Here is a 23138-nt window from a genome sequence, read left to right as displayed (position 1 = left end):
AACAGATTTTATTAGGAGGGGATAAACATGAGCAGTTTAGCGAGAAAACTTCAACAGGAACAAAATAAACGCACCGAAGTCAAGACGAAGAAAGTGATCATACCTAATGGAATTACATTAGGAGAGAAGGTTCTGTACATAAGCTTTGCTTTGTTTATCGCTTTCTTTGCTGTCAAAATTATCTCAACACAGGCTGATATTTATGCCGTTAACCGCGACATCGTGTCTGTTGAATCGAAAATAGAGAATCAAACGAAAGAGAATAAAGATTTAACCGACCAAGTCAGTGAATTGAAAACGTATGATCGAATTTGGGAAAAGGCCAAAAAGCTTGGGCTTACTCTGAAAGATCAAAATGTTAAGGTCGTGGAAGATTGATGAACAATAAAAAGAGCCGGAACAAAGGGGCAGCCTTCTTATTCATGATATTTGGGCTGTTTTTTTGTGTAGTATTTGTACGATTCCTGATCATCCAATATACCGGGGTTGCCGGCGGGGAGGAATTGGCTGCAAAGGCGCAGGATAAGTATCAGGTTAGCAGAACCCTGACTGCACAGCGGGGGTCGATTGTAGATACAAACGGAGAGGTACTCGCACGTGATACCTCTTCATATAAATTAATCGCCATCCTGGATGATTCCATGACAGAGGATGAGGATAATCCTCAGCATGTGGTTGATAAAGAGGAAACGGCGAGAATCCTTGCGGAACATATTGATATGGATGAAAGTGAGATTCTTGCTAAGCTTCAAAAGAAGAATGTTTACCAAACAGAATTTGGCTCTGCAGGCCGCGACCTGTCCCATCAGACAAAGCTGGCTATAGAAGAACTGGAGCTTCCGGGAATCACCTTTATTAAAGATTCGAAAAGATTTTACCCAAATGGGATCTTTGCCTCTCATGTAATCGGATTTGTGGAAGAAAATGAGGATACAGGCAAGGTAACTGGAGCGCTTGGTGTCGAAAAGATGCTGGATAAATATTTGCAGGAAGAGGATGGATCTATTACCTTCCAAGGGGATTTATGGCGTAATATTCTGCCGAATAAGCAAACGGAGGTTGTGGAGCCATCAGATGGGGCTACTATTCAATTGACGTTGGACAGCAAGATTCAAATTTTCCTAGAGGACGCGATGTCTCAGGTCAATGAGGAATACAGCCCTGCGAAGATGATTGGAATCGTGGCAGATCCGGACACAGGAAAGATACTTGCCATGTCCCAGCGTCCAACCTATGATTTAAATACAAGGCAAGGTCTTGAAAACACATGGCAGAACCTTGCGGTAGAAGAATCCTATGAGCCTGGTTCAACAATGAAGGTATTCACGCTTGCAACCGCGATTGAAGAAGGGGTCTGGAATGCAAATGAAACCTATCAATCAGGCACCTATAAAATTGACAAATCGACGACAATTGGCGACCACAATGGAAAAAGAGGCTGGGGTGCCATTACGTATTTAGAAGGTGTGCAGCGCTCCTCCAATGTAGCCTTTGCAAAACTGGCCGTCGAGAAAATTGGGTCAGATACCTTACTTGAATATTTGGAGGAATTCGGGTTTGGCAAGAAAACCGGAATTGATCTTCCGGCTGAAACAACAGGGGCGTTCGCCTATAAATGGGAGTCTGAGAAAGTGACGACTGCCTATGGACAAGGTACAACCGTTACCCCTATTCAGTTGATTCAGGCAGCGACAGCCATTGCTAATGACGGTAAAATGATGAAACCGTATGTCGTAGAGAAAATCACGAATGCAGCGACAGGGAAAACCATTAAGGAAACGAAGCCGACTGTGGTGGCCAAGCCTGTATCAAGCGAAACAGCCGGTGAGGTAAGAAACATTTTAGAGACGGTTGTCACCTCAGAAAAAGGAACAGGTAAACCCTATAAGATTGATGGATATGATGTTATCGGCAAAACAGGTACAGCCTCTATTTATTCAAGTGAAAAAGGCAGTTATTTGACAGGTCAGAATAACTATATATTCTCATTCCTGGGAATGGCACCTAAGGATGACCCGGAAGTGATTGTCTATATTGCTGTACAGCAGCCTCAGCTGAAGCCGAATGAATCAGGCTCGGCGCCTGTTTCAAAGGTATTCAATAGTGTCATGGAAAATACATTGAAGTATTTAAATATCGAATCAGAGGAAACGGATACGAAAACATCCGTTGAGATACCTGATGTAACAGGAACAAATAAAGAGCTTGCCAAGACACAGGTAGAAAAAGCAGGTTTGACCCCGGTAGTCATTGGCAGCGGGACGAGAATTAAGGAGCAGTCGCCGAGCGGTACATCGGTTATAGAAGGAGAGAAAGTTCTCCTGTTGACTGATGGTGAGCTGACCATGCCGGACTTTACGGGCTGGTCAGTAAGGGATGTCATGAAAGCAGCCTCTCTAATGGGGGTTGATTTAAATACATCCGGATCGGGATATGCTTCAAGCCAAAAGCCGAAAGCAGGCACGGCTCTAAAATCAAACCAATCAATCGTTGTGCAATTTGAAGATCCGGAAACCATTTTTGAGAAATCAAAAGCAAAAGCGGATGATGAAGAAGTAGAAGAGGAAGGCGGATGATGAGTCCGCCGCTAAATCTGAAATAGAAGCAAGCCGTAAGAGTAATAGGTTAATTAGGAATCCAGCTGATGCAAAGGAGCAACAGCTGGATTCTTTTTTTGCTTTAGATGGGTGTGTGTGCAAAAGGGATTTCGGTTCAGTTCTATTTCTGCTCGTACAAGCATAAAGTGGAATGTGCTTGTATTGGAGGGATAAATAGTGAGGGCATCAAATCATACGGTTCGCAAACGATTGATTGCGGCTTTGTTAATTGGGTTAGGCGTCTTCTTAGTCATTGACCTGCGGCTTGGATATGTACAGATTTATATGGGGAATTACTTGACGGACCTCGCAAAGGATTCGTGGAGTCGTAACATCCCGTTTGAGCCGAAAAGAGGAGAAATTAAGGACCGAAACGGTGTGGTGTATGCGACGAATAAATCGGCCCCGACCGTATGGGTAGTGCCGAGGCAGGTAAAGGACCCGGCAGAAACAGCTAAGCAGCTTGCAGCCGTGTTGAATATGCAGACGGAAAAGGCGTATAAGTTAATCACTACGAACACCTCAATCGTCAAGATTCCTGAAGGAAGGAAAATCAGTCATGGCAAAGCGAAGGCTGTTCGCAACCTGGACCTCTCTGGTGTATATATTGCCGAGGATTCGATTCGCTATTATCCGAAAGGCTCGGCGCTTGCCCATGTTCTCGGATTTGCCGGAATCGATAATCAGGGGCTTATGGGCCTTGAGCTTGCCTATGAAGATGAATTAAAGGGGAACAAAGGGTATGTGAAATTTTATGCGGATGCTAAGGGCAAGCGGATGGAGAATATGGCGGATGACTATAAATCTCCGCTGAACGGGTATGACTTAACCCTGACGGTGGACAACCGCATCCAAACCATTATTGAAAGAGAGATGGATATTGCTCAGGAAACCTATAACCCTGATGGAATTGTCGGTGTTGCCGTCAACCCGAACACAGGAGAGATTCTGGCCATGTCCAGCAGGCCGACGTTTGACCCGGCTAATTTCCGCAATGTCGCACCGGAAATTTACAATCGGAACCTGCCTGTCTGGAGTACGTATGAGCCTGGTTCAACCTTTAAGATCATTACGCTTGCTGCTGCGCTTGAAGAGAAGAAGGTGGACCTTCAAAATGACCGATTCTATGATGGTGGATATGTCAAGGTAGGCGGAGCCAATCTTAGGTGCTGGAAAAGGGGCGGACATGGTTCAGAGAGTTTTCTAGAGGTAGTTCAGAATTCATGCAACCCTGGTTTTGTTGAGCTTGGGGAGAGACTTGGAAAAGATAAGCTTTTTAATTATATACATGATTTCGGATTTGGGGAGAAAACGGGAATTGACTTACAAGGGGAGGGAAAAGGGATTCTCTTTAATGTGGACAGGGTCGGTCCAGTTGAGCAGGCAACGACGGCATTTGGCCAAGGTGTCTCTGTAACACCAATTCAGCAGGTGATGGCTGTATCGGCTGCCGTGAACGGCGGGACATTATATACTCCCTATATCGCAAAGGAAATAAAGGATCCCGCGACAGGAGAAACCATCATGAAAAAGAGTCCGAAGGCGAAAAGGCAGGTTATTTCAAAGGAGACATCGAAGGAAATAAGGAGAGCTCTTGAGACGGTTGTGGCAAAGGGGTCCGGGAAGGGTGCGTTTGTGGATGGCTATCGTGTGGGCGGTAAGACAGGGACTGCCCAGAAAGCACAAAACGGCCGCTATCTAGAAAACAATTTCATCGTTTCCTTTATCGGCTTCGCTCCAGCGGATGATCCTCAAATTGTTGTCTACATTGCAATCGATAATCCAAAAGGGACCGTACAATTCGGCGGTGTCGTTGCCGCGCCGATTGTAGGCAGAATCATGAAGGATAGCTTGCCGGCCCTTGGCATCAAGCCGAGGAAAGATCAGGTGGAAAAGGAAAAAACATATCTTGATCCCGTGGAGGAGGAGGTACCTGATTTAGTCGGGCTGACATTAAGGGATCTAAGTGAGCAATATTCAAGGTTTAAAATCGTCACTTCCGGCAAGGGGAGCCGGATAGTCCAGCAGTCGCCAAAACCAGGTGTTAAGTTAAAGGAGGGTTCAACCATTCGCATTTATCTGGATGAGGATGAGTGACAGAGATTCTGAGCTTTGGCGGCTGATTTTATCGGCCGCCATTTTTTTCTGCACGGCAAGCTGTCAATTTTTTAAAGCTTGAATATATACTTTCTTATTTCTAATAGCATTAAATTACGATACAATAAGGAAGATTGCTTTAAAAAGAAAGGAACCTGTTTTATGAGACTCGATGATTTAATCAGTATAATACCGTTTAAGCAGAAACAGGGTGAAGGGAACCCCCTCCTGTCATCTGTTGAAAATGATCACCGTAAAGTGAAAGAAGGCAGCTTGTTCATCTGTATTAAAGGGTATACCGTTGATGGGCATGACCTGGCACCCGATGCCGTTAAGAATGGGGCCGCAGCGATCATTTCCGAGAAGCCGCTGAATGTGGATGTTCCCGTTGTGATTGTAAAGAATACGTCTAAGGTTATGGCGCAAGTAGCGGATCAGTTTTACGGGCATCCTACACAAAAGCTAACCTTAATAGGGATTACCGGTACGAATGGCAAAACAACAATCAGTCATCTTATTGAGAAGCTGTTCAACGATAAGAACCAAACGACCGGGTTAATTGGAACCATGTATACAAAGATAGGTAAAGAAATTTTTGAAACAAAAAATACAACTCCTGATAGTCTTACACTCCAAAAGACCTTCCATCAGATGGTGGAAGCAAGTGTCGAGACAGCGGTCATGGAGGTCTCCTCTCATGCCCTTGATATGGGCCGTGTCTTTGGGTGTGATTATGATATCGCTGTATTTTCAAATCTGACCCAGGATCATTTGGATTACCATGGGACGATGGAGAACTACCAGTATGCGAAAGGCCTCCTCTTCTCTCGTTTAGGTAATACCTATACAGACGGAAAACCGAAATACGCCATATTGAATGCCGATGATCAGGCATCCCTTATGTATGAAAAGGCAACTTCTGCGAATGTCGTTACATATGGGATTCACCAAGCAGCAGATATTAAAGCGGAGAATATCCAGATTACCGCTCAAGGGTCGTCCTTTAAGCTGATAACGCCTAATGAGAGCGTAGAGGTCACTCTGCCGCTGGTCGGGAAATTTAATATTTATAACTGTCTTGCAGCCATTGCTGTCGGATTAGTATCGAATATACCGCTTCATGAGATTATTCAGTCTCTCAAGGAAATCAAGGGTGTTTCAGGAAGATTTGAAAGAGTATACGGCGGACAGGATTTCACCGTGCTCGTTGATTATTCCCATACACCAGACAGTCTTGAGAATGCCTTGAAAACCATTAATGAATTTGCAGAGAATAAGGTCTATGCCATTGTTGGATGCGGGGGAGACAGAGATAAGACGAAGCGTCCTCTCATGGCTCAGGTGGCCTGTGAATATAGCACGAACCCAATCTTTACATCTGATAATCCGCGCAGCGAAGACCCAGAGGCCATTCTTGATGATATGACAGATGGCGTGCCCGGCATGAGCTACGAGAGAATTACTGACCGGAAGGAAGCCATTTATGAAGCAATCCGGCAGGCTCAGCCAAAGGATGTCATCTTGATTGCCGGCAAAGGGCATGAGGATTATCAAATTATCGGCAAGGAAGTCATCCACTTTGATGACAGAGAGGTCGCGATGGAAGCAATCCAAGAAAAATTGAATAGTCAGCAGAAAGAAGAGAGGGTTTAAGACAATGCTTGAACAAGTTTTATTTTTTACGATACTCGTATCATTTTTAATTACGGTTCTGCTCTCTCCTATATTTATCCCGTTTCTTAGGAGGCTCAAATTTGGGCAAAGCATAAGGGAAGAAGGGCCTAAATCACATCAGAAGAAAACGGGGACACCGACGATGGGAGGCGTTGTCTTCCTTCTTGCTATTCTTGTGACAACCTTGGTTATGACAGGGAAATTCACAGATGTAAGTGAAGAAACCTATTTGCTGTTATTTGTGACGATTGGCTTCGGTCTTCTGGGCTTTTTAGATGATTTTATCAAGATTGCCATGAAGCGTAATCTTGGTTTAACATCCAAACAAAAGTTCTTGGGCCAGGTTGTGATCTCGGTTATTTTTTATCTCATTTGCCGCCAAAGCAATATGTCTACGGCCATTGAGATTCCATTTACCAATTATGAGCTTGATTTTGGTTGGTTCTATGTATTTATTGTCATCTTCTGGCTTGTTGGGTTCTCAAATGCAGTCAATTTGACAGATGGATTGGATGGACTGGTTTCTGGTACTTCAGCCATTGCATTCGGTGCTTTTGCGGTACTTGCGTGGAACCAGCAAAACTATGAGGTTGCCCTTTTCTGTGTGGCAGTTGTCGGAGCGGTATTAGGTTTCCTTGTGTTTAATGCCCACCCCGCGAAGGTGTTTATGGGGGATACTGGTTCCCTTGCTCTTGGTGGGGCCCTTGCAACTGTGGCTATTTTATTAAAGCTTGAATTATTGCTCGTCATTATCGGCGGCGTGTTTGTTATTGAAACATTATCCGTCATTTTGCAGGTGGCTTCCTTTAAAACGACCGGTAAACGGATCTTTAAGATGAGTCCGCTGCATCACCATTATGAATTAAGCGGCTGGTCAGAGTGGCGTGTTGTTGTCACGTTCTGGTCTGTTGGCCTGTTGTTATCCATTCTTGGAATTTATATAGAGGTGTGGTTATAAAATGAAACCTATTAATGACTATCTTCGCAAGAAAGTATTGGTATTAGGTTTAGCTAAAAGCGGAGTGAGTGCAGCAACCTTGCTGCACAAGCTCGGTGCATTTGTTACGGTAAATGATTTTAAGCCGTTTGACGAGAATCCGGAGGCACAGGGTCTTTTGGAGGAGGGGATTAAGGTAATCTGCGGCTCACATCCAATTGAGCTGTTAGATGACGGATTTGAGCTGATTGTCAAAAATCCAGGTATCCCTTACACGAATCCAATGATTCAAGCTGCCATGGAGAAAAACATACCGGTTATCACGGAGGTTGAGCTTGCCTATAAGATTTCAGAGGCGCCGTTTATCGGTATTACGGGAACAAACGGCAAGACGACGACAACCACGTTGATTTATGAAATGCTGAAAGAGGGCGGCAAAAATCCACTGATCGCCGGAAATATCGGGACAGTAGCGAGCGGAGTGGCTCAAGAAGCGACAAAAGACAATGTGATCGTTATCGAATTATCCTCCTTCCAATTGATGGGGATTCAGGAATTCCGTCCTCATATAGCCGTATTCTTAAATCTGTATGATGCCCATTTGGATTATCATGGTTCAAAGGAAGAATACGGAAAAGCAAAGGCGCGTATAACCGCTAACCAAACAAATGAAGATTACTTTATCTATAATGCCGACCAAGAGGTGACAACGGCTGTTTCTCGGGGGTCTTCTGCTGTTTCCGTGCCATTTAGCACGGACACGATTCAAAGAGACGGTGCCTATGCAGAAAATGGGTACATATGCTTCCGTGAGGAACAGATTATGCCGATCGTAGACATTGTTCTTCCAGGAAGGCATAATCTTGAGAATATATTATCCGCTGTCGCAGCAGTTAAATTATACGGTGTAACCAATGAAGCTATTAGGAAGGTTTTGACGACCTTTGAGGGTGTTAAGCACCGTACTCAATTTGTCCGCGAGCTGAATGGACGCAGATTTTACAATGATTCTAAAGCAACTAATATCCTTGCTGCCAGTGCAGCCATCTCATCCTTTGACGGTCCGCTGATCCTTCTTGCTGGAGGTCTTGACCGTGGAAATGGATTTGATGAGCTTATCCCATTGCTTCAGAATGTGAAAGCAATGGTCGTCTTTGGCGAAACAGCGGGAAAACTTACAGATACAGCGAAAAAAGCAGGAATATCCATCATTAAACATGTCGATAATGTAGGAATAGCCGCTCGTGAAGCATACGAGCTATCCGAGAGCGGGGATACTATTTTGCTTTCTCCTGCATGCGCAAGCTGGGACCAATACAAAACTTTTGAGGTCCGCGGTGACATGTTTATGGATGCCGTGCATAAGCTAAAATAGGGGCTTGTTCCAAAGCAAGGATGTATGTTCTTTGCTTGCGAATGCAGAAAAAGAGACGATTACGAGGAATAATCGTCTCTTTTTGTTACTAGCCGGTTCATCCCTAATTTAGAATGCGTGAGGTGCATGCCAAGTGCCTGCTAAGAAAACGACACCTGATTTTATCCTAATCATCGCCATGCTGAGCTTATTGTCAATTGGTCTAATCATGGTTTACAGTGCCAGTGCTATATGGGCGACGTATAAATTTGACGATACCTTCTTCTTTGCGAAGAGGCAGCTGTTATTTGCGGGTGTGGGAATTGCTGCAATGTTTGTCATAATGAATATCGATTATTGGAATTGGCGCAGATGGGCCAAGCCAATCATCATTCTCTGTTTCATCTTGCTTTTAGTAGTACTGATTCCGGGGATAGGGACGGTTCGGAATGGCTCAAGGAGCTGGATTGGGGTAGGAGCCTTTTCCATCCAGCCATCAGAGTTCATGAAGCTGGCGATGATTGTGTTCCTGTCTAAGTTTCTGTCGGAGCGGCAAAAATACATAACCTCCTTCAAAAATGGACTTGTTCCATCGCTCGGTCTTGTGTTCATTGCCTTTGCACTCATTATGCTTCAGCCTGACCTTGGGACAGGAACCGTAATGGTAGGGACATGCATAGCGATGATTTTTATCGCTGGAGCAAGAATCAGCCATTTTGCCGGCCTTGCGATGATTGGGGTCATAGGCTTTATCGGGCTGGTGGTTTCAGCCCCGTACCGGATGCAGCGGATTACCTCATTTCTTGATCCATGGCAGGATCCGCTCGGAAGCGGCTTTCAAATCATCCAGTCACTGTATGCTATTGGACCGGGCGGTTTGTTCGGGCTTGGTCTTGGGCAAAGCCGGCAGAAGTTCTTCTACTTGCCTGAGCCGCAAACGGATTTTATCTTCGCGATTCTGTCTGAGGAGCTTGGTTTTATTGGAGGGTCACTAGTCATCTTCCTGTTTGCGCTGCTCCTTTGGAGAGGGATACGGATTGCCCTTGGTGCCCCTGATTTGTTCGGTACCTTCCTTGCGGTTGGAATCATTGTGATGATTGCGATTCAAGTTATGATCAATATCGGGGTGGTGACTGGCCTGATGCCGGTAACGGGAATCACTTTGCCATTTCTCAGCTATGGAGGCTCTTCTCTCACTTTAATGCTGATGGCGGTAGGGGTGCTTTTAAATATCAGCCGATATTCAAATTATTAAGGGGACTGCTTGGATAAGTCCCTTTTTTTATGTTATTTTATATTTTGTCTACACTTGCAGCCAGATGCCATTCATATGTCATCAGGTTAGATGGGCTCTGATTAGCAGTTGGTGTAAAGATGAATAATATGTAAAAGATACTATGTAAACGACGTTTATAGTGTAGTAGAATATGGGTAAACAGTAGAGTTGCTATATTAGCATTGAAAGGTGAATATAAATGAAAATTGTATTAAGCGGCGGTGGCACCGGAGGACATATTTATCCGGCACTTGCCTTGGCGAGAGAAATTAAGAAATTAAATCCAGAAGCAAGCTTTTTATACATAGGTACTGAAAAAGGGTTGGAAAGTGATTTGGTCAGAAGAGAAGGAATTCCATTTGAAGCAATCGAGATTACAGGGTTCAAACGCTCCCTAAGCTTTGAGAATATTAAGACCATCACGAGATTCCTCACAGGTGTTTCGAAGAGCAAGAAGCTCTTAAAGGAATACAAGCCTGATGTCGTAATTGGAACAGGCGGTTATGTGTGTGGTCCTGTAGTCTATGCAGCCTCCCGCTTGAAAGTCCCTACCATTATCCATGAACAAAACAGTGTGCCTGGTTTAACCAATAAATTCTTGAGCCGCTATGTGAGCAAGGTTGCCATCAGTTTCGAGGAATCTGCTCAATTCTTCCCAAAAGATAAAGTCATCTTAACAGGTAATCCCCGCGGATCAGAGGTTGTCTCTCATATTGGATCGAAAGAAATTGAATCTCTCGGTGTCGATCCAACGAAACCAGTTGTGCTGATCTTTGGCGGCAGCCGCGGTGCGAAGGCGATAAATGAAGCTGTCTTAAAGAATATTGAAGCCTTGAAGGATAAACCATATCAGGTGATTTATATAACGGGTGAGGTTCATTATCAATCTGTGAAGGATGAGTTGGATCTTGTAGGTACACCGCCGAATATTATTGTGAAACCGTTCATCCATAATATGCCGGAAATCCTGCCGGCGGTTGATCTGGTCGTTTCAAGAGCTGGAGCAACAACCATTGCAGAGCTGACGGCCCTTGGTATTGCCAGTATCCTTATTCCGAGCCCATATGTCACCAATAACCATCAAGAGAAGAATGCGCAGGCACTTGTTGCTGACGGAGCCGCGATGATGATCAAAGAAAATGAGCTGAATGGAAACACCTTGCTCAAGACCATTGATGACATCATGCTTGATGAAGATAAGAATACAATGATGAAAGAGGCTGCCAAGCGAAAAGGCATGCCGGATTCAGCTGAACGTCTGCTTCAAATCATTAAAGATTTGCAGAAATGAGGCTTTAAGCTGAAACCGATGAGGATGGAACCGGGAAAAGGTTGGGTGTAAGAATCGCCAATTTGGCAGTATCTGCATTCATCCTTTTCTTTTCCATAATGGAACAAAATTCCCTTTTAAGGTTGTTAAACAACCCGGAATCACCAGCTTGCTAAGCTGTATTTCAGCCCCTGAAAATCATTTGTGCATGAAATGAAAAAAATAGAAAAATATAGGGTGCGATATGTTATAATTTTCTCATAATTAGGCATCATTTGTGCCTTTTCTTTTGGTCTTTATAAAGGCCAAAAGAATAATGAAAGTATTTGGCTGAAATGTTCGCTCCATGCTTTTTCATGGGTGTTCATCTCAGCAAACTGCCGCAACAGGACAGATAATAACCAAGAACCACTTGACCTTTTACAGGGGAAATGGGTAATTTGATAAAGAAAATATACCAACCATGGGTGTACAATTTCATCAGTGCTATTGTTGCCGCTTGGATTCTTGAGTGTTTCAGCAGAGTTTAATAGGCCGGTTATTACTTCTTTAGGCTGAGCAGGTATTAACACGTGATGAAGTAGAGGTGTATGGGTTGGAAAAAAATATTGTATCTATAGAAGATAGAATTCCAAAATTAAAGCAAATGCGGAAGAAGAAAGCGAATAGAAGATTGATTACCTTATTGACCATTTTCTTTTTGCTCATATTCAGCATTATCTATTTTCAATCGCCATTAAGCAGAATTAAAGCTATAAAGGTTGAAGGTAATTCATATTTGACCGATAAGGAAATTGTTGAGGCGAGCGGCATCCAATTAAATGAAAACTTCTGGGAAGTGAAAAAAGAGGCAGCCGTTACCGCTATTGAGAAGAATCAAGAGGTTAATTCCGCCGAGGTGTCGAGGCAGCTTCCTAATACTATTGTCATCACGGTGAATGAATATGATTACAGCGCATATGTACAAAAAGGCAAGGATTATTATCCAGTTTTAACGAACGGGACAATCTTAAAGAAAAAAGTAGAGTCTATTCCGGATTCTGGTCCGCTGCTTGTCTCCTTTAAGGAGGGAAAGGCGCTTCAAAAAGTGATCGAACAGCTGGATAATCTTTCACCGGAAATCATGAATTCTATCTCCGAGGTTCATTATAGTCCGCGTGAAACAGATCCTTATAGAATTATCCTCTACATGAATGACGGCTATGAAGTAACAGCGAGCGGAGAAACGCTCGCCAAAAAAATGGTTCACTATCCTGCCATTATCAGTCAGCTTGGTGAAGAGGATAGAGGTGTCATTGATTTAGAGGTAGGCTCTTATTTTAGAGCATATGATACCGATATAGAAGAAGAGGGAGCATCTGAAGAAGAAGAAGGGTAAGATGAACTCCGTTTTTCTCTTAAATCTCCCTAGGACTTTAGCTGTAGTTCATTTGTCTTGGTTATGACATTTAAGACGAGAAGATAGACCTTTTGTCAATGGAAAATCATCAAAATGCAAAAAAAGTAATAAAATTAAATAAATTTTAATGAAGATTCTTTTGTAATATCATTTTCGCTGTAAATATGGCTTTTCTAGGCGTTCATCTTAGTGTAGACTTGTATTTATCAAGGGTATTTTTAGCATAATGGAATTACTTTTGTGAAATAGTGCAAATTGAAACCAAATACCTTATAAATTGCAAGTAAATGCCAAAATGAAAACAGGATATCATAAATTTTTGGCGAATAGTATTCTTAAGACAAAAAATGTGACATATAGGCTATGTCAGACATTTTGCTTTTCTGACTAATCATATCTGTAAATCAATATAGGACATGAGTAGATAAGCAGAAGCGGCAACACCCGTGTCTTGTACGCAGACCAAGATTAGAGAGGGACAAGCGTCCGGCATAAACCTGATAATAAATAGAGAATAGCTATATTAAAAGGAGGTGCCAAAGGGTGCACAACAATGAATATTATGTGAGTTTGGACATCGGTACATCCACTGTGAAAGTGATTATAGGAGAGATGGAAAACAACTCCTTAAACATTATCGGCGTGGGGAATGTTGCATCTGAAGGCTTGAAAAAAGGACAGATCGTTGACATCGATGAAACGGTCAAGTCGATTCGAAAAGCAGTTGAGCAGGCTGAAAGAATGGTAGGTATGACAATACAGCGCGTAATTGTTGGCATCAGTGCAAATCATGTACGCTTACAGCCTTGCCATGGGGTTGTAGCTGTATCAAATGAAAACAAGGAAATTACGGAAGCAGATAAGCTTCGAGTGAAGGAACAAGCAGAGCTTGTGACGATTCCTTCTGACAGAGAAATTATCGACTGCATTCCAGTAAGCTATAAAGTTGATGAAATTGAAGATATAAGCGATCCAAAAGGTATGACCGGTGTTCGTTTGGAAATGAAAGGTGTTTTAATAACCGGACTCAGAACCATTTTACATAATACTCTGCGCGCGGTTGAACGGGCAGGTTTAGAAATAACCGATATTGCTTTGCAGCCTATGGCAGCCGGTTCACTAGTTTTGTCCAAGGATGAAAGAAATCTAGGAATAGCCCTGGTTGATATTGGAGGGGGCTCTACTTCTGTCGCTGTATTCGAGGATGGCGAGCTGAAAGGGGCTTCTGTTATCCCGCTTGGCGGCGATGCCATTACGAAGGATATCAGCATTGTGCTTAAGACGCCAACAGAGGAATCGGAGAAGATAAAGATTCGATATGGGCATGCATTCATTGATGATGATGCTGAAGAAGAGATGTTCACTATTCCTGTGATTGGCAGCGATAAAATGCAGAAGTGTAATCAATTCGTTGTTTCTGATATTATGGAGGCAAGACTCATTGAAATCTTTGAAATGGTAGAAGATGAGATTGCCAAAATGGGAGTAAAAGAGCTTTTAGGCGGCTATGTCTTGACTGGCGGTGTTGTCAAAACACCGGGAGTGCTCGATTTGGCGCAGCATGTTTTCCAAAATCGTGTCCGAGGAGCAGAACCGAATTATATCGGTGTAAGGGAGCCGCAATACACCACCTCTGTCGGCCTCATTACATATGCATGCAGAAAAGCGAGATCACAAGGGCTGCAATTAGGAGCGCATACGGTAGCTGCTGCTAGTGAGCCTGCTGAAAAGAGACCATCTCAAAAAGCGCCACAAAAAGAAAAAGCACCGAAAAACCCAGAAGATAAAATGAGCAACAAGATGAAGAAATTCTTTGGAGTGTTTTTTGAATAGCGGATATATTTAACTGAAAAAATAGGAGGACTATCCATGCTAGAATTTGATACAAATATTGATTCGTTAGCAACTATAAAGGTAATCGGAGTAGGTGGCGGCGGTAATAATGCCGTTAACCGAATGATTGAACACGGCTTGCAAGGGGTCGAATTCATTGCCGTGAATACAGATGCTCAAGCGCTTAACCTCTCTAAGGCAGAAGTAAAGATGCAAATCGGCGGAAAGCTGACACGCGGTCTTGGAGCTGGAGCAAATCCGGAAGTCGGAAAAAAAGCAGCTGAAGAAAGTAAAGAACAAATTGAGCAGGCTCTAGAAGGAGCAGACATGGTGTTCGTCACAGCCGGGATGGGCGGCGGAACTGGAACTGGTGCTGCACCGGTTGTCGCACAGATTGCCCGCGAACTTGGGGCTCTAACGGTCGGTGTCGTAACAAGACCGTTTACGTTTGAAGGCCGCAAGCGTTCCACACAGGCCCAAGGCGGTATTGCTTCTATGAAGGAATCCGTTGATACCTTGATTGTCATCCCGAATGATCGATTACTTGAGATTGTTGATAAGAGCACACCGATGCTTGAAGCATTCCGTGAGGCAGATAATGTCCTTAGACAAGGTGTTCAAGGGATCTCTGACTTGATTGCCGTTCCTGGACTTATCAACTTGGACTTTGCCGATGTGAAGACAATCATGTCCAATAAAGGATCTGCTTTAATGGGTATTGGGGTAGCATCTGGTGAAAGCCGAGCAGCTGAGGCAGCTAAAAAAGCCATTTCCAGTCCGCTTCTTGAAACATCCATTGACGGTGCTCAGGGTGTTTTGATGAACATTACAGGCGGAACGAACTTGAGCTTGTTTGAAGTACAGGAAGCAGCAGACATTGTCGCATCAGCCTCCGACCAGGAAGTAAACATGATCTTTGGTTCCGTTATTAATGAGAATCTAAAGGATGAAATTGTCGTGACAGTCATTGCTACTGGCTTCAGTGAGGTAGAGCAGGCACGTCCGGCGGCAAGGCCGAATTTTGGTCAAAGCAGACCTGCTGCAAACCCTAATCCTGTGAAGAGAGAAGCGCCGAAACGGGAAGAGAGAGAAACGTATGCACAGGAGCCTAGCAGAAGCAATCAAACGTCAAACCAAGGTAATCAGGATGAGGCTCTAGACATTCCAACATTCTTGAGAAACCGCAACCGCCGCAGATAAGTAAATAGATGCAGCTGAAGAAGGCTGCTTCATGTTGTCTATTAAATGACAATGTGGAGCAGTCTTTTTTTACTTTGTGACATTTCTCATCCGCCTCGACAAATACCGTTGAAATTACAAATAAAAAGAGCCTGTCCTCTTTACAGAAAGTGACAACCTTTTAGGAGGAGGGGCTGTATAATTTCTAGTATATTCTGCATTACGCTTATGGGGGATGGGTGCATGGAAATCTATATTGATGCCATCTGGCTCCTGAATGTTGTCTTTGATTCTCTGCTCCTCGTTTGGTCAGCTTTGCTTTTGAGAGAAAAGGTTAACTGGATGAGGATCTTTGGCGGAGGATTGGCAGGTTCCATGATTATATGGCTGTATATCACACCTTATGCGTATTTAGCAGATCAAATATGGCTGAAGGGCTCATTTTCATTCGTTATGGTTCTTGTCTCTTTTGGATTCCGGGCGCCAGGTATCTTTTTGAAGCGGTTGTTGACCTTATATGCCGTGACTTTCATGTCAGGCGGTATTCTGCTAGGATGCTATTATTTTTTCAATTTTAAGGCGGCAGGCTATCTTAATGGATTCGCGAGCGGATCTGGAAGTTTTGGTGATCCTGTCAGCTGGATATTTGTCATCATTGGATTCCCGCTTGCCTGGCACTTTACGAAGAAGCATATCCAAGTGCTTGAGCTTGCCAATTGGAGTGATAAACAATCTGTCCTGCTGCGTATTGCTTTAAACGGCCTGACCTTTGAGGCGAAGGGGCTTGTAGATACAGGGAATCAACTGATGGACCCTCTTACCGGCAGTCCGGTTTGCATCATTTCAATCCACGGGAAAGAAAAGCTTCTTCCAAAAGAAGTCGTAGCGGTGATTGAAAAGGGCGTAGAGAACATGAGCATGGAAAGCAAGGAACTTCCTGATGGGTGGCAGGGGAAAATGAGAATCATCCCTTGTAGGGTTGTCGGCGAGGATAACCAGCTCCTAATAGGATTTAAGCCGGATGCACTCTATATTGAAGTTTCAGGTGAATACAAGGAAGCCTCCAAATGTGTGATTTCTTTTACGAAGCAGCAGTTGTCATCTGATGGAAATTTTGACGCCATTATACATCCGAAGCTTGTGCCGGAAGCAACGACGGTCCATGCCTCATAAGGATGCCAAAAAAGGGGAAAGGGCGGTCCTGTAAATGAAAAATATCCGATTCAAGATATCATACTATTGGACAAAAATCCTGGTGAAGTTAAGAATCAAGTCAAAAGAGGTCTATTATATTGGAGGAAGTGAGGCGCTGCCTCCTCCGCTCAGTAAGGAAGAGGAAGAGATTCTCATTCATAAACTCCCAAAAGGGGATGAAACGGCAAGAGCGATACTGATTGAACGAAATCTCAGACTGGTCGTTTACATAGCGAGGAAATTTGAGAACACAGGCATAAATATTGAGGATCTCATCAGTATTGGAACGATTGGACTGATTAAGGCAGTAAACACCTTTAATCCAGAAAAGAAAATCAAACTGGCAACATATGCATCACGCTGCATAGAGAATGAGATTTTAATGTACTTACGCCGCAACAGCAAAACACGCTCGGAGGTCTCTTTTGATGAACCGTTGAACATTGATTGGGATGGAAATGAATTGCTGCTTTCAGATGTTCTTGGGACAGATGATGATATCATCACAAAAAATCTGGAATCCTCTATTGACAAGAAGCTCTTATCGAAAGCACTCGATCAATTGAATGACCGGGAGAAACAAATTATGGAGCTAAGATTCGGACTCGTCGGCGGAGAAGAAAAAACGCAAAAGGATGTGGCGGATCTGCTTGGGATTTCACAATCGTATATTTCAAGACTAGAAAAGAGAATCATTAAGCGCCTTCGCAAAGAGTTTAATAAAATGGTTTAATCAAACCATTTTATTTTTTTGCCTCAGGCAATTAAACAGACTCGCTGAAAAGAGAAGAAAAAGTTTGCCATTGTCTTTTTCCGTTTGTGCCAGTATTCATGAGCCTGCAGAAGCATCACATACCGTTTCTTCATTTTTTATATGAATATAATTTCTCCTCAGGGAGATACTTTACTTTGTATATCAGTTCCTGCTAGGAGGGAATGGATTGACTCGAAACAAAGTAGAGATATGCGGTGTGGATACATCCAAATTACCAGTATTGAAAAATGAAGAAATGCGGGAATTGTTTAAGGAGATGCAGGCTGGTGAGAGAAGCGCCAGAGAAAAGCTCGTTAATGGAAACCTGAGACTAGTTCTAAGTGTTATTCAGCGTTTCAATAACCGCGGTGAATTCGTCGATGATCTATTTCAGGTCGGCTGCATCGGGCTGATGAAGTCCATTGATAACTTCGATTTAAGCCAGAATGTTAAATTCTCAACGTATGCTGTACCGATGATTATTGGAGAGATTCGCAGGTATTTACGCGATAATAATCCTATCAGGGTTTCCAGATCACTCCGGGATATTGCTTACAAGGCTCTTCAAGTAAGGGAAAGATTGACGAGTGAAACGTCTAGAGAACCAACTTCAGAGGAAATCGCCAAAGAACTGAATGTTACGTATGAGGAAATTGTCTTTGCCCTTGATGCTATTCAAGATCCTGTATCCCTGTTTGAGCCTATCTACAATGATGGGGGAGACCCTATTTATGTGATGGATCAGCTGAGTGATGAGAAAAGCAAGGACAATACTTGGATCAATGAAATTGCTCTAAAGGATGGTATGAGACGGTTGAATGAACGAGAAAAAATGATACTGAAAAAGCGTTTCTTCCAAGGGAAAACTCAAATGGAAGTGGCAGAGGAAATTGGAATCTCTCAAGCGCAAGTGTCAAGACTTGAAAAGGCAGCCATTCGACAAATGAATAAAAATATATAATGCCCTATTGCCGAAGGCCAAAAAAGGATGGGACAAGCAGCTAATACCTCGTTCTTTTATATTGGCGGACAATATGGACAATTCTCATCATTATTTAATGGAAGAGAGCGTTTGCTCCCTTCCTTTTTTTATGGGCTTGTTACGCTTATGTGTTGATTTTCGCTGCAGTCGGCAGGAAAACAAGGGGCGGGGAGCCTCTTTGAGGTGTTCCCAGGCATCTGCTCAGTCTCCCCTGTGCGTTAATTCCCCCAGAGGTCAACTGCCTGATACGTGATGGGCGGTATACGACTATCAATTAACCAAGCCATTTTATATACAGGCAAGTTGTTTTCAAGCAGCCAGGCTGGGGAATATAGAATAGGTAAGCCCTTGTCAAAGCATGAGGTTCTGTAAACTGCCCTAATGGCATATACTGTCCTAAATCTCTTTATGGGAATAGGATGGGATGAGCATGATTAAAATATCAGATTTTCAAGTGAAGGATATTGTGAATACTCTTGATGGAAAAAGGCTCGGAAATGTAGAGGATATCGATATTAACCTTCATACCGGAAAAATTGACAGCATCACGGTGGGAACAGGAAAAATGCTATCCTTTTTGAATAAAGAAGAGGAAGTCATCATCCCGTGGAATAAGATTAAAATGATCGGGGAGGATGTCATATTGGTGGAATTCCGACAATAGGAAAAACCTTGGGTAATAGAGCGCAAAACGACGGTTTATGATAAAATAAAAGAAAAAGTCAAGGAGTTTACCAGTGGAACCGTTTGTACAAACATCTGAATCAATTTTGTCCATTACACCTTGGATTGCTGATTGTCCCTCACTTACGGCAGGATTTACGACGAAGCACGGGGGAGTCAGCAAAGGGCCTTTTCATTCAATGAATCCGGCTTTTCATGTTCATGATTTAGCCGATGATGTTGTAAGGAATCGAAAAATAGTGGCAAATAGCATACATATGCCCGCTGAGCGCTGGGCAGGAGCTGAACAGACACATGAAACGAATATTGCTAAAATAACGGCTGAAGAAGCCGGGTTGGGCGCTTTGGACTATGATACGGCACTAAAGCGGACAGATGGCATGTATACTAGTGAATCCGGCATTTTATTGACGCTTTTATTTGCTGATTGTGTACCGGTGTTCTTTTTCGCCCCTAAGCATCACCTAGTCGGCGCAGCACATGCCGGCTGGAAAGGAACCGTAGGAGGAATCTCTGCTGCCATGGTCGAAAAATGGACAAAGGTGGAGGGAGTGCCTGTTGAAGATATATTTGTCGCAATCGGACCTTCTATTTGCCCAAAATGTTACATGGTCGACAAAAAAATAATTGACTTATTGGAGCTAATACTAGAAGAAGAGACAAAAACCGCTTATAATCAAATTACAGACACACAATTCGCGCTTGATTTAAAAAAGGCCAACGCGTTAATTCTTCGTAAATCCGGTATCTTAAAAGAGAACATCATCACAACAAGGTTCTGTACAAGCTGCGACGAACAGCTCTTTTTCTCCCATCGCAGGGATAAAGGGAAAACTGGGCGAATGATGGGCTTTATTGGCTTTAAGGAGGAATAGACGCAATGGATGTAGCAAGCAATCTACATAATATTGAAAAGCGCATCAATGAGGCGGCGGCACGGGCAGGACGTAATCCCAAAGAGGTGAAGATCATTGCCGTGACGAAATACGTCACAGCCGAACGTGCCAAAGAAGCGTATGAAGCAGGAATCCATCATCTTGGGGAAAACCGCTCTGAGGGTATACTCGCTAAACGCGATTCTTTTGACGAACAGCCAGTATGGCATTTCATCGGCTCGCTTCAATCAAGAAAGGTCAAAAGCATCATCGATAAAGTAAATGTGATTCATTCGCTTGACCGTATCTCCCTTGCTGAAGAGATTCAAAAAAGGGCAGAGAAGCCTGTCGATTGTCTCGTACAGGTCAATGTCAGCGGAGAAGATACTAAACATGGAATAACCCCTCAAGAAACAATAGAATTTGTTAAACAACTTGCAAGTTTTGATAAAATCAGGGTAATAGGATTAATGACAATGGCTCCGTTAACCGATAATAAAGCTGAAATACGACAATGTTTCAGAGATTTGAAAGAACTGCAGGTCCAAATACAAAATTTATTGTTGCCATATGCCCCTTGCCACGAATTGTCGATGGGAATGTCAAATGATTTTGAGATTGCCGTTGAAGAAGGTTCAACCATGGTCAGAATTGGAACTGCTCTGGTAGGGAATGAATAAAAGAGAGGTGTAAAATATGTCAATCGTATCTAAAGTGAAAACTTTTTTTGCTCTTGATGATGAAGAATATGAATATGAAGAAGAATATGTGCAAGAAAAAGAAGAAGCAACTCCAATGAAAACAACAAATAAAGCAGTGAACCAAGCGCATAAACAGCAAAATGTCGTAAGTTTACAAAGCATCCAGAAATCATCGAAATTAGTTCTGCTTGAGCCTCGGGCGTATGCCGATGCTCAGGAGATTGCCGACCATCTCAAGAACCGCCGCGGGGTTGTTGTTAACCTGCAACGGATTTCTCCTGATCAGGCTCGCCGTATCGTAGACTTTTTAAGCGGTACCGTCTATGCAATTGCTGGGGATATTCAGCGAATCGGCTCTAATATCTTTTTATGTACTCCTGAGAATGTTGATGTTTCTGGTTCGATTTCCGGCTATGCGCAAGAGGATGAGCTGGAGGATGTAAGGTGGTAGTTAAATAAATGAGTCTAATTATTAATATTCTAGGTTCTTTAATAGAAATATACAGCTGGGCATTAATTATTTATATTTTAATGTCTTGGTTCCCAGGTGCACGGGAGTCGAGCATTGGCTCATTCCTTGCCCGTATTTGTGAGCCGTTCCTTGAGCCATTTAGAAGGATTGTTCCGCCGCTTGGCATGATTGATTTATCTCCATTAGTGGCTATTATCGTTTTAAATTTGGCAGGCCAAGGAATTTACGCTTTACAATTTTATTTCTAAAACTGTAAGCTCCCGCTGAAAAAGGCTTGGGAGCTTTTGTTTTTCGGCAAGGAGGACCAATATGGATATTTATCAGCATTTTCGTCCAGAGGAGAAGGACTTTATCGATCAAGTGCTCGGCTGGGCTGATCAGGTAAGGGAACAATATGCACCTAAATTGACTGATTTCCTGAATCCGCGTGAGGCAGAAATCATTCGTATGCTCATTGGAAAAGGGGGAGATGTACTCGTTTCCTTTTTCGGAGGGGCACCTCATGCGGAAAGGAAGCGCGCGATGATTTATCCGGACTATTATACACCGGAGGAGGAAGACTATGAGATTGCTTTCTATCAGTTGTCCTATCCATCCAAATTCACGACGATTGATCATCGCCAAGTACTAGGGACGCTGATGTCACTTGGGTTAAAGAGGGAAATGTATGGTGATATATGGGTTGAGGGAGAAACGGTTCAATTTGCGGTCGCGAAGACAGTGTCGCCTTATATGGAAGCTAATTTGACAAAGGTCGGCAATGTAGGTGTGAAATGTGAATCAATCAACCATGAGAAAATCATTGACGTAACGGAGACTTGGAGGGAGGCGGCGATCACGTCATCATCACTGCGTTTAGATACTATTATCGCAAATGCGGCCTCATTCTCCCGTCAAAAAAGCCAGCTGTTGATCGGGCAAGGCCGTGTCAAGGTGAACCATCGTCAGATTGAATCCCCCTCCTACGAATTGAAGCAAGGTGATATTCTTTCCATAAGAGGAACAGGCCGGATGAAACTTCTTTCTATTGAGGGGAAAACAAAAAAGGATAAATGGAAAGTTGTCATAGGATTACAAAAATAATTGAGAAATTCACAGGATTATCACCATTCGTGTCGAAAGCATAGTATAATAATATAGATAAGACTTAGTATTCGGAGGTGCAGTATATGCCATTATCACCGCTAGACATACATAATAAGGAATTCGGCAGAGGATTCCGCGGTTACGATGAAGACGAAGTAAATGAATTCCTCGACCAGATTATTAAGGATTATGAATTGGTCATTAGAGAAAAGAAGGAACTCGAAGACAAAGTTGTAGAATTGGAACAGCGCCTTGAGCACTTCTCGACCATTGAGGAGACTTTGAATAAATCCATCGTGATTGCACAGGAAGCAGGAGAGGATGTTAAACGCAACTCTCAAAAAGAAGCGAAGCTCATCATGAAGGAAGCCGAAAAGAACGCTGACCGTATTGTAAATGAAGCTCTCTCTAAAGCAAGAAAGATTGCTATTGAGATTGAAGATTTGAAAAAGCAATCAAAAGTATTCAGAATGCGCTTTAAAATGCTCGTTGAGGCTCAGCTTGACCTCTTAAACAGCGAGGATTGGGATAAGCTTTTGAAATATGATGTCGATGCAACGGAGCTTAATATTAATTTAGAAGAAGAAATGTAAGGACCTCTTGACTTTTGAGGTCATAATTGAATATAATACCTTAACGAATCAATTGAAAATATCACAAAACGAAGACGGGAACAGTACATCAGCCAATCTTTTTTAGCGAGCCGGGAAGGGTGGGAGCCTGGTAAAAGACGCTGCATGGAAGATCATCCCCGAGTCCTCTTTCGAAACCCTT

21 protein-coding genes, 1 pseudogene and 1 other annotated feature (1 of these 23 only partly in view) are annotated in these 23138 nt (G+C 43.1%); all 22 genes and pseudogenes read left to right on the top strand.

Features of this window, described 5'->3' with window-relative positions; translation table 11 throughout:
- The first annotated feature begins 27 nt into the window (after positions 1-27).
- The 22 genes and pseudogenes from ftsL (at position 28) to ACI35L_RS16965 (ending at position 22957) form a co-directional block, all read left to right on the top strand.
- The gene (gene ftsL / locus ACI35L_RS17070; protein WP_049671516.1) at positions 28-378 is read left to right on the top strand and encodes a cell division protein FtsL; all 351 of its coding nucleotides are present in this window, start codon (positions 28-30) and stop codon (positions 376-378) included.
- Positions 378-2576, top strand: coding sequence for a penicillin-binding protein (locus ACI35L_RS17065; RefSeq protein WP_439803413.1), 2199 nt, complete (start codon positions 378-380; stop codon positions 2574-2576). Before ftsL ends, ACI35L_RS17065 begins: the two co-directional genes overlap by 1 nt.
- Positions 2577-2774: 198 nt before the next feature.
- The gene (locus ACI35L_RS17060; RefSeq protein ID WP_049671514.1) at positions 2775-4694 is read left to right on the top strand and encodes a stage V sporulation protein D; all 1920 of its coding nucleotides are present in this window, start codon (positions 2775-2777) and stop codon (positions 4692-4694) included.
- 162 nt (positions 4695-4856) lie between these two features.
- Positions 4857-6347 (top strand): UDP-N-acetylmuramoyl-L-alanyl-D-glutamate--2,6-diaminopimelate ligase, encoded by a 1491-nt coding sequence (locus tag ACI35L_RS17055; RefSeq protein WP_439803412.1) that lies wholly within the window; start codon positions 4857-4859, stop codon positions 6345-6347.
- 4 nt (positions 6348-6351) lie between these two features.
- Positions 6352-7326, top strand: coding sequence for a phospho-N-acetylmuramoyl-pentapeptide-transferase (gene mraY, locus ACI35L_RS17050; RefSeq protein ID WP_049671512.1), 975 nt, complete (start codon positions 6352-6354; stop codon positions 7324-7326).
- Between the two features lies 1 nt (position 7327).
- A complete protein-coding gene (murD, locus tag ACI35L_RS17045; protein ID WP_439803411.1) occupies positions 7328-8680 on the top strand; it encodes a UDP-N-acetylmuramoyl-L-alanine--D-glutamate ligase in 1353 nt (450 codons plus the stop codon).
- A 133-nt stretch (positions 8681-8813) separates the two neighbouring features.
- On the top strand, positions 8814-9914 hold the full coding sequence (gene spoVE, locus ACI35L_RS17040; protein WP_439803410.1) for a stage V sporulation protein E: 1101 nt from the start codon (positions 8814-8816) through the stop codon (positions 9912-9914).
- Between the two features lie 220 nt (positions 9915-10134).
- On the top strand, positions 10135-11226 hold the full coding sequence (murG, locus tag ACI35L_RS17035) for an undecaprenyldiphospho-muramoylpentapeptide beta-N-acetylglucosaminyltransferase (protein ID WP_049671509.1): 1092 nt from the start codon (positions 10135-10137) through the stop codon (positions 11224-11226).
- A gap of 565 nt (positions 11227-11791) precedes the next feature.
- Positions 11792-12583, top strand: coding sequence for a cell division protein FtsQ/DivIB (locus ACI35L_RS17030; protein ID WP_231589529.1), 792 nt, complete (start codon positions 11792-11794; stop codon positions 12581-12583).
- Between the two features lie 155 nt (positions 12584-12738).
- Positions 12739-12822: pseudogene (locus tag ACI35L_RS17025) on the top strand (small basic protein); the annotation flags it as partial.
- Between the two features lie 325 nt (positions 12823-13147).
- Positions 13148-14437 carry a cell division protein FtsA gene (ftsA, locus tag ACI35L_RS17020; RefSeq protein WP_439803409.1) on the top strand — a complete coding sequence of 430 codons (1290 nt, stop codon included), beginning with the start codon at positions 13148-13150 and terminating at the stop codon, positions 14435-14437.
- A gap of 36 nt (positions 14438-14473) precedes the next feature.
- Positions 14474-15637, top strand: a complete 1164-nt coding sequence (gene ftsZ / locus ACI35L_RS17015) for a cell division protein FtsZ (protein ID WP_049671506.1) — start codon at positions 14474-14476, stop codon at positions 15635-15637.
- Between the two features lie 222 nt (positions 15638-15859).
- Positions 15860-16789 carry a sigma-E processing peptidase SpoIIGA gene (gene spoIIGA, locus ACI35L_RS17010; RefSeq protein WP_049671505.1) on the top strand — a complete coding sequence of 310 codons (930 nt, stop codon included), beginning with the start codon at positions 15860-15862 and terminating at the stop codon, positions 16787-16789.
- 34 nt (positions 16790-16823) lie between these two features.
- Positions 16824-17543: an RNA polymerase sporulation sigma factor SigE gene (gene sigE, locus ACI35L_RS17005; protein ID WP_049671504.1), complete on the top strand. Its 720-nt coding sequence runs from the start codon at positions 16824-16826 to the stop codon at positions 17541-17543.
- Between the two features lie 208 nt (positions 17544-17751).
- A complete protein-coding gene (sigG, locus tag ACI35L_RS17000) occupies positions 17752-18525 on the top strand; it encodes an RNA polymerase sporulation sigma factor SigG (protein ID WP_049671503.1) in 774 nt (257 codons plus the stop codon).
- 451 nt (positions 18526-18976) lie between these two features.
- Entirely contained in the window at positions 18977-19210 is a 234-nt protein-coding gene (locus ACI35L_RS16995) for a YlmC/YmxH family sporulation protein (protein ID WP_049671502.1), read from the top strand.
- Between the two features lie 73 nt (positions 19211-19283).
- Positions 19284-20105 (top strand): peptidoglycan editing factor PgeF, encoded by an 822-nt coding sequence (gene pgeF, locus ACI35L_RS16990; RefSeq protein WP_053103762.1) that lies wholly within the window; start codon positions 19284-19286, stop codon positions 20103-20105.
- A 5-nt stretch (positions 20106-20110) separates the two neighbouring features.
- A complete protein-coding gene (locus ACI35L_RS16985) occupies positions 20111-20785 on the top strand; it encodes a YggS family pyridoxal phosphate-dependent enzyme (protein ID WP_049671501.1) in 675 nt (224 codons plus the stop codon).
- A 16-nt stretch (positions 20786-20801) separates the two neighbouring features.
- Positions 20802-21257, top strand: coding sequence for a cell division protein SepF (locus ACI35L_RS16980; protein WP_049671500.1), 456 nt, complete (start codon positions 20802-20804; stop codon positions 21255-21257).
- A gap of 8 nt (positions 21258-21265) precedes the next feature.
- On the top strand, positions 21266-21526 hold the full coding sequence (locus ACI35L_RS16975; protein WP_049671499.1) for a YggT family protein: 261 nt from the start codon (positions 21266-21268) through the stop codon (positions 21524-21526).
- 61 nt (positions 21527-21587) lie between these two features.
- Positions 21588-22361, top strand: a complete 774-nt coding sequence (locus ACI35L_RS16970; RefSeq protein ID WP_049671498.1) for an RNA-binding protein — start codon at positions 21588-21590, stop codon at positions 22359-22361.
- A gap of 86 nt (positions 22362-22447) precedes the next feature.
- The gene (locus tag ACI35L_RS16965) at positions 22448-22957 is read left to right on the top strand and encodes a DivIVA domain-containing protein (RefSeq protein ID WP_049671497.1); all 510 of its coding nucleotides are present in this window, start codon (positions 22448-22450) and stop codon (positions 22955-22957) included.
- Between the two features lie 62 nt (positions 22958-23019).
- Positions 23020-23138: a binding site (T-box leader), on the top strand (it continues 126 nt past the right edge of the window).

The sequence above is a fragment of the Pradoshia sp. genome (assembly GCF_051873915.1).
Lineage (GTDB): Bacteria > Bacillota > Bacilli > Bacillales > Pradoshiaceae > Pradoshia.
This window is presented reverse-complemented; position numbering and strand designations above follow the sequence as displayed.

Bases quoted from the DNA above. Each gene is read 5' to 3' on its own strand.
- ftsL (WP_049671516.1), top strand. From the start codon at position 28: ATGAGCAGTTTAGCGAGAAAACTTCAACAGGAACAAAATAAACGCACC.
- ACI35L_RS17065 (WP_439803413.1), top strand. From the start codon at position 378: ATGAACAATAAAAAGAGCCGGAACAAAGGGGCAGCCTTCTTATTCATG.
- ACI35L_RS17055 (WP_439803412.1), top strand. From the start codon at position 4,857: ATGAGACTCGATGATTTAATCAGTATAATACCGTTTAAGCAGAAACAG.
- mraY (WP_049671512.1), top strand. From the start codon at position 6,352: ATGCTTGAACAAGTTTTATTTTTTACGATACTCGTATCATTTTTAATT.
- murD (WP_439803411.1), top strand. From the start codon at position 7,328: ATGAAACCTATTAATGACTATCTTCGCAAGAAAGTATTGGTATTAGGT.
- murG (WP_049671509.1), top strand. From the start codon at position 10,135: ATGAAAATTGTATTAAGCGGCGGTGGCACCGGAGGACATATTTATCCG.
- ftsZ (WP_049671506.1), top strand. From the start codon at position 14,474: ATGCTAGAATTTGATACAAATATTGATTCGTTAGCAACTATAAAGGTA.
- spoIIGA (WP_049671505.1), top strand. From the start codon at position 15,860: ATGGAAATCTATATTGATGCCATCTGGCTCCTGAATGTTGTCTTTGAT.
- sigE (WP_049671504.1), top strand. From the start codon at position 16,824: ATGAAAAATATCCGATTCAAGATATCATACTATTGGACAAAAATCCTG.
- ACI35L_RS16995 (WP_049671502.1), top strand. From the start codon at position 18,977: ATGATTAAAATATCAGATTTTCAAGTGAAGGATATTGTGAATACTCTT.
- ACI35L_RS16985 (WP_049671501.1), top strand. From the start codon at position 20,111: ATGGATGTAGCAAGCAATCTACATAATATTGAAAAGCGCATCAATGAG.
- ACI35L_RS16980 (WP_049671500.1), top strand. From the start codon at position 20,802: ATGTCAATCGTATCTAAAGTGAAAACTTTTTTTGCTCTTGATGATGAA.
- ACI35L_RS16975 (WP_049671499.1), top strand. From the start codon at position 21,266: ATGAGTCTAATTATTAATATTCTAGGTTCTTTAATAGAAATATACAGC.
- ACI35L_RS16970 (WP_049671498.1), top strand. From the start codon at position 21,588: ATGGATATTTATCAGCATTTTCGTCCAGAGGAGAAGGACTTTATCGAT.
- ACI35L_RS16965 (WP_049671497.1), top strand. From the start codon at position 22,448: ATGCCATTATCACCGCTAGACATACATAATAAGGAATTCGGCAGAGGA.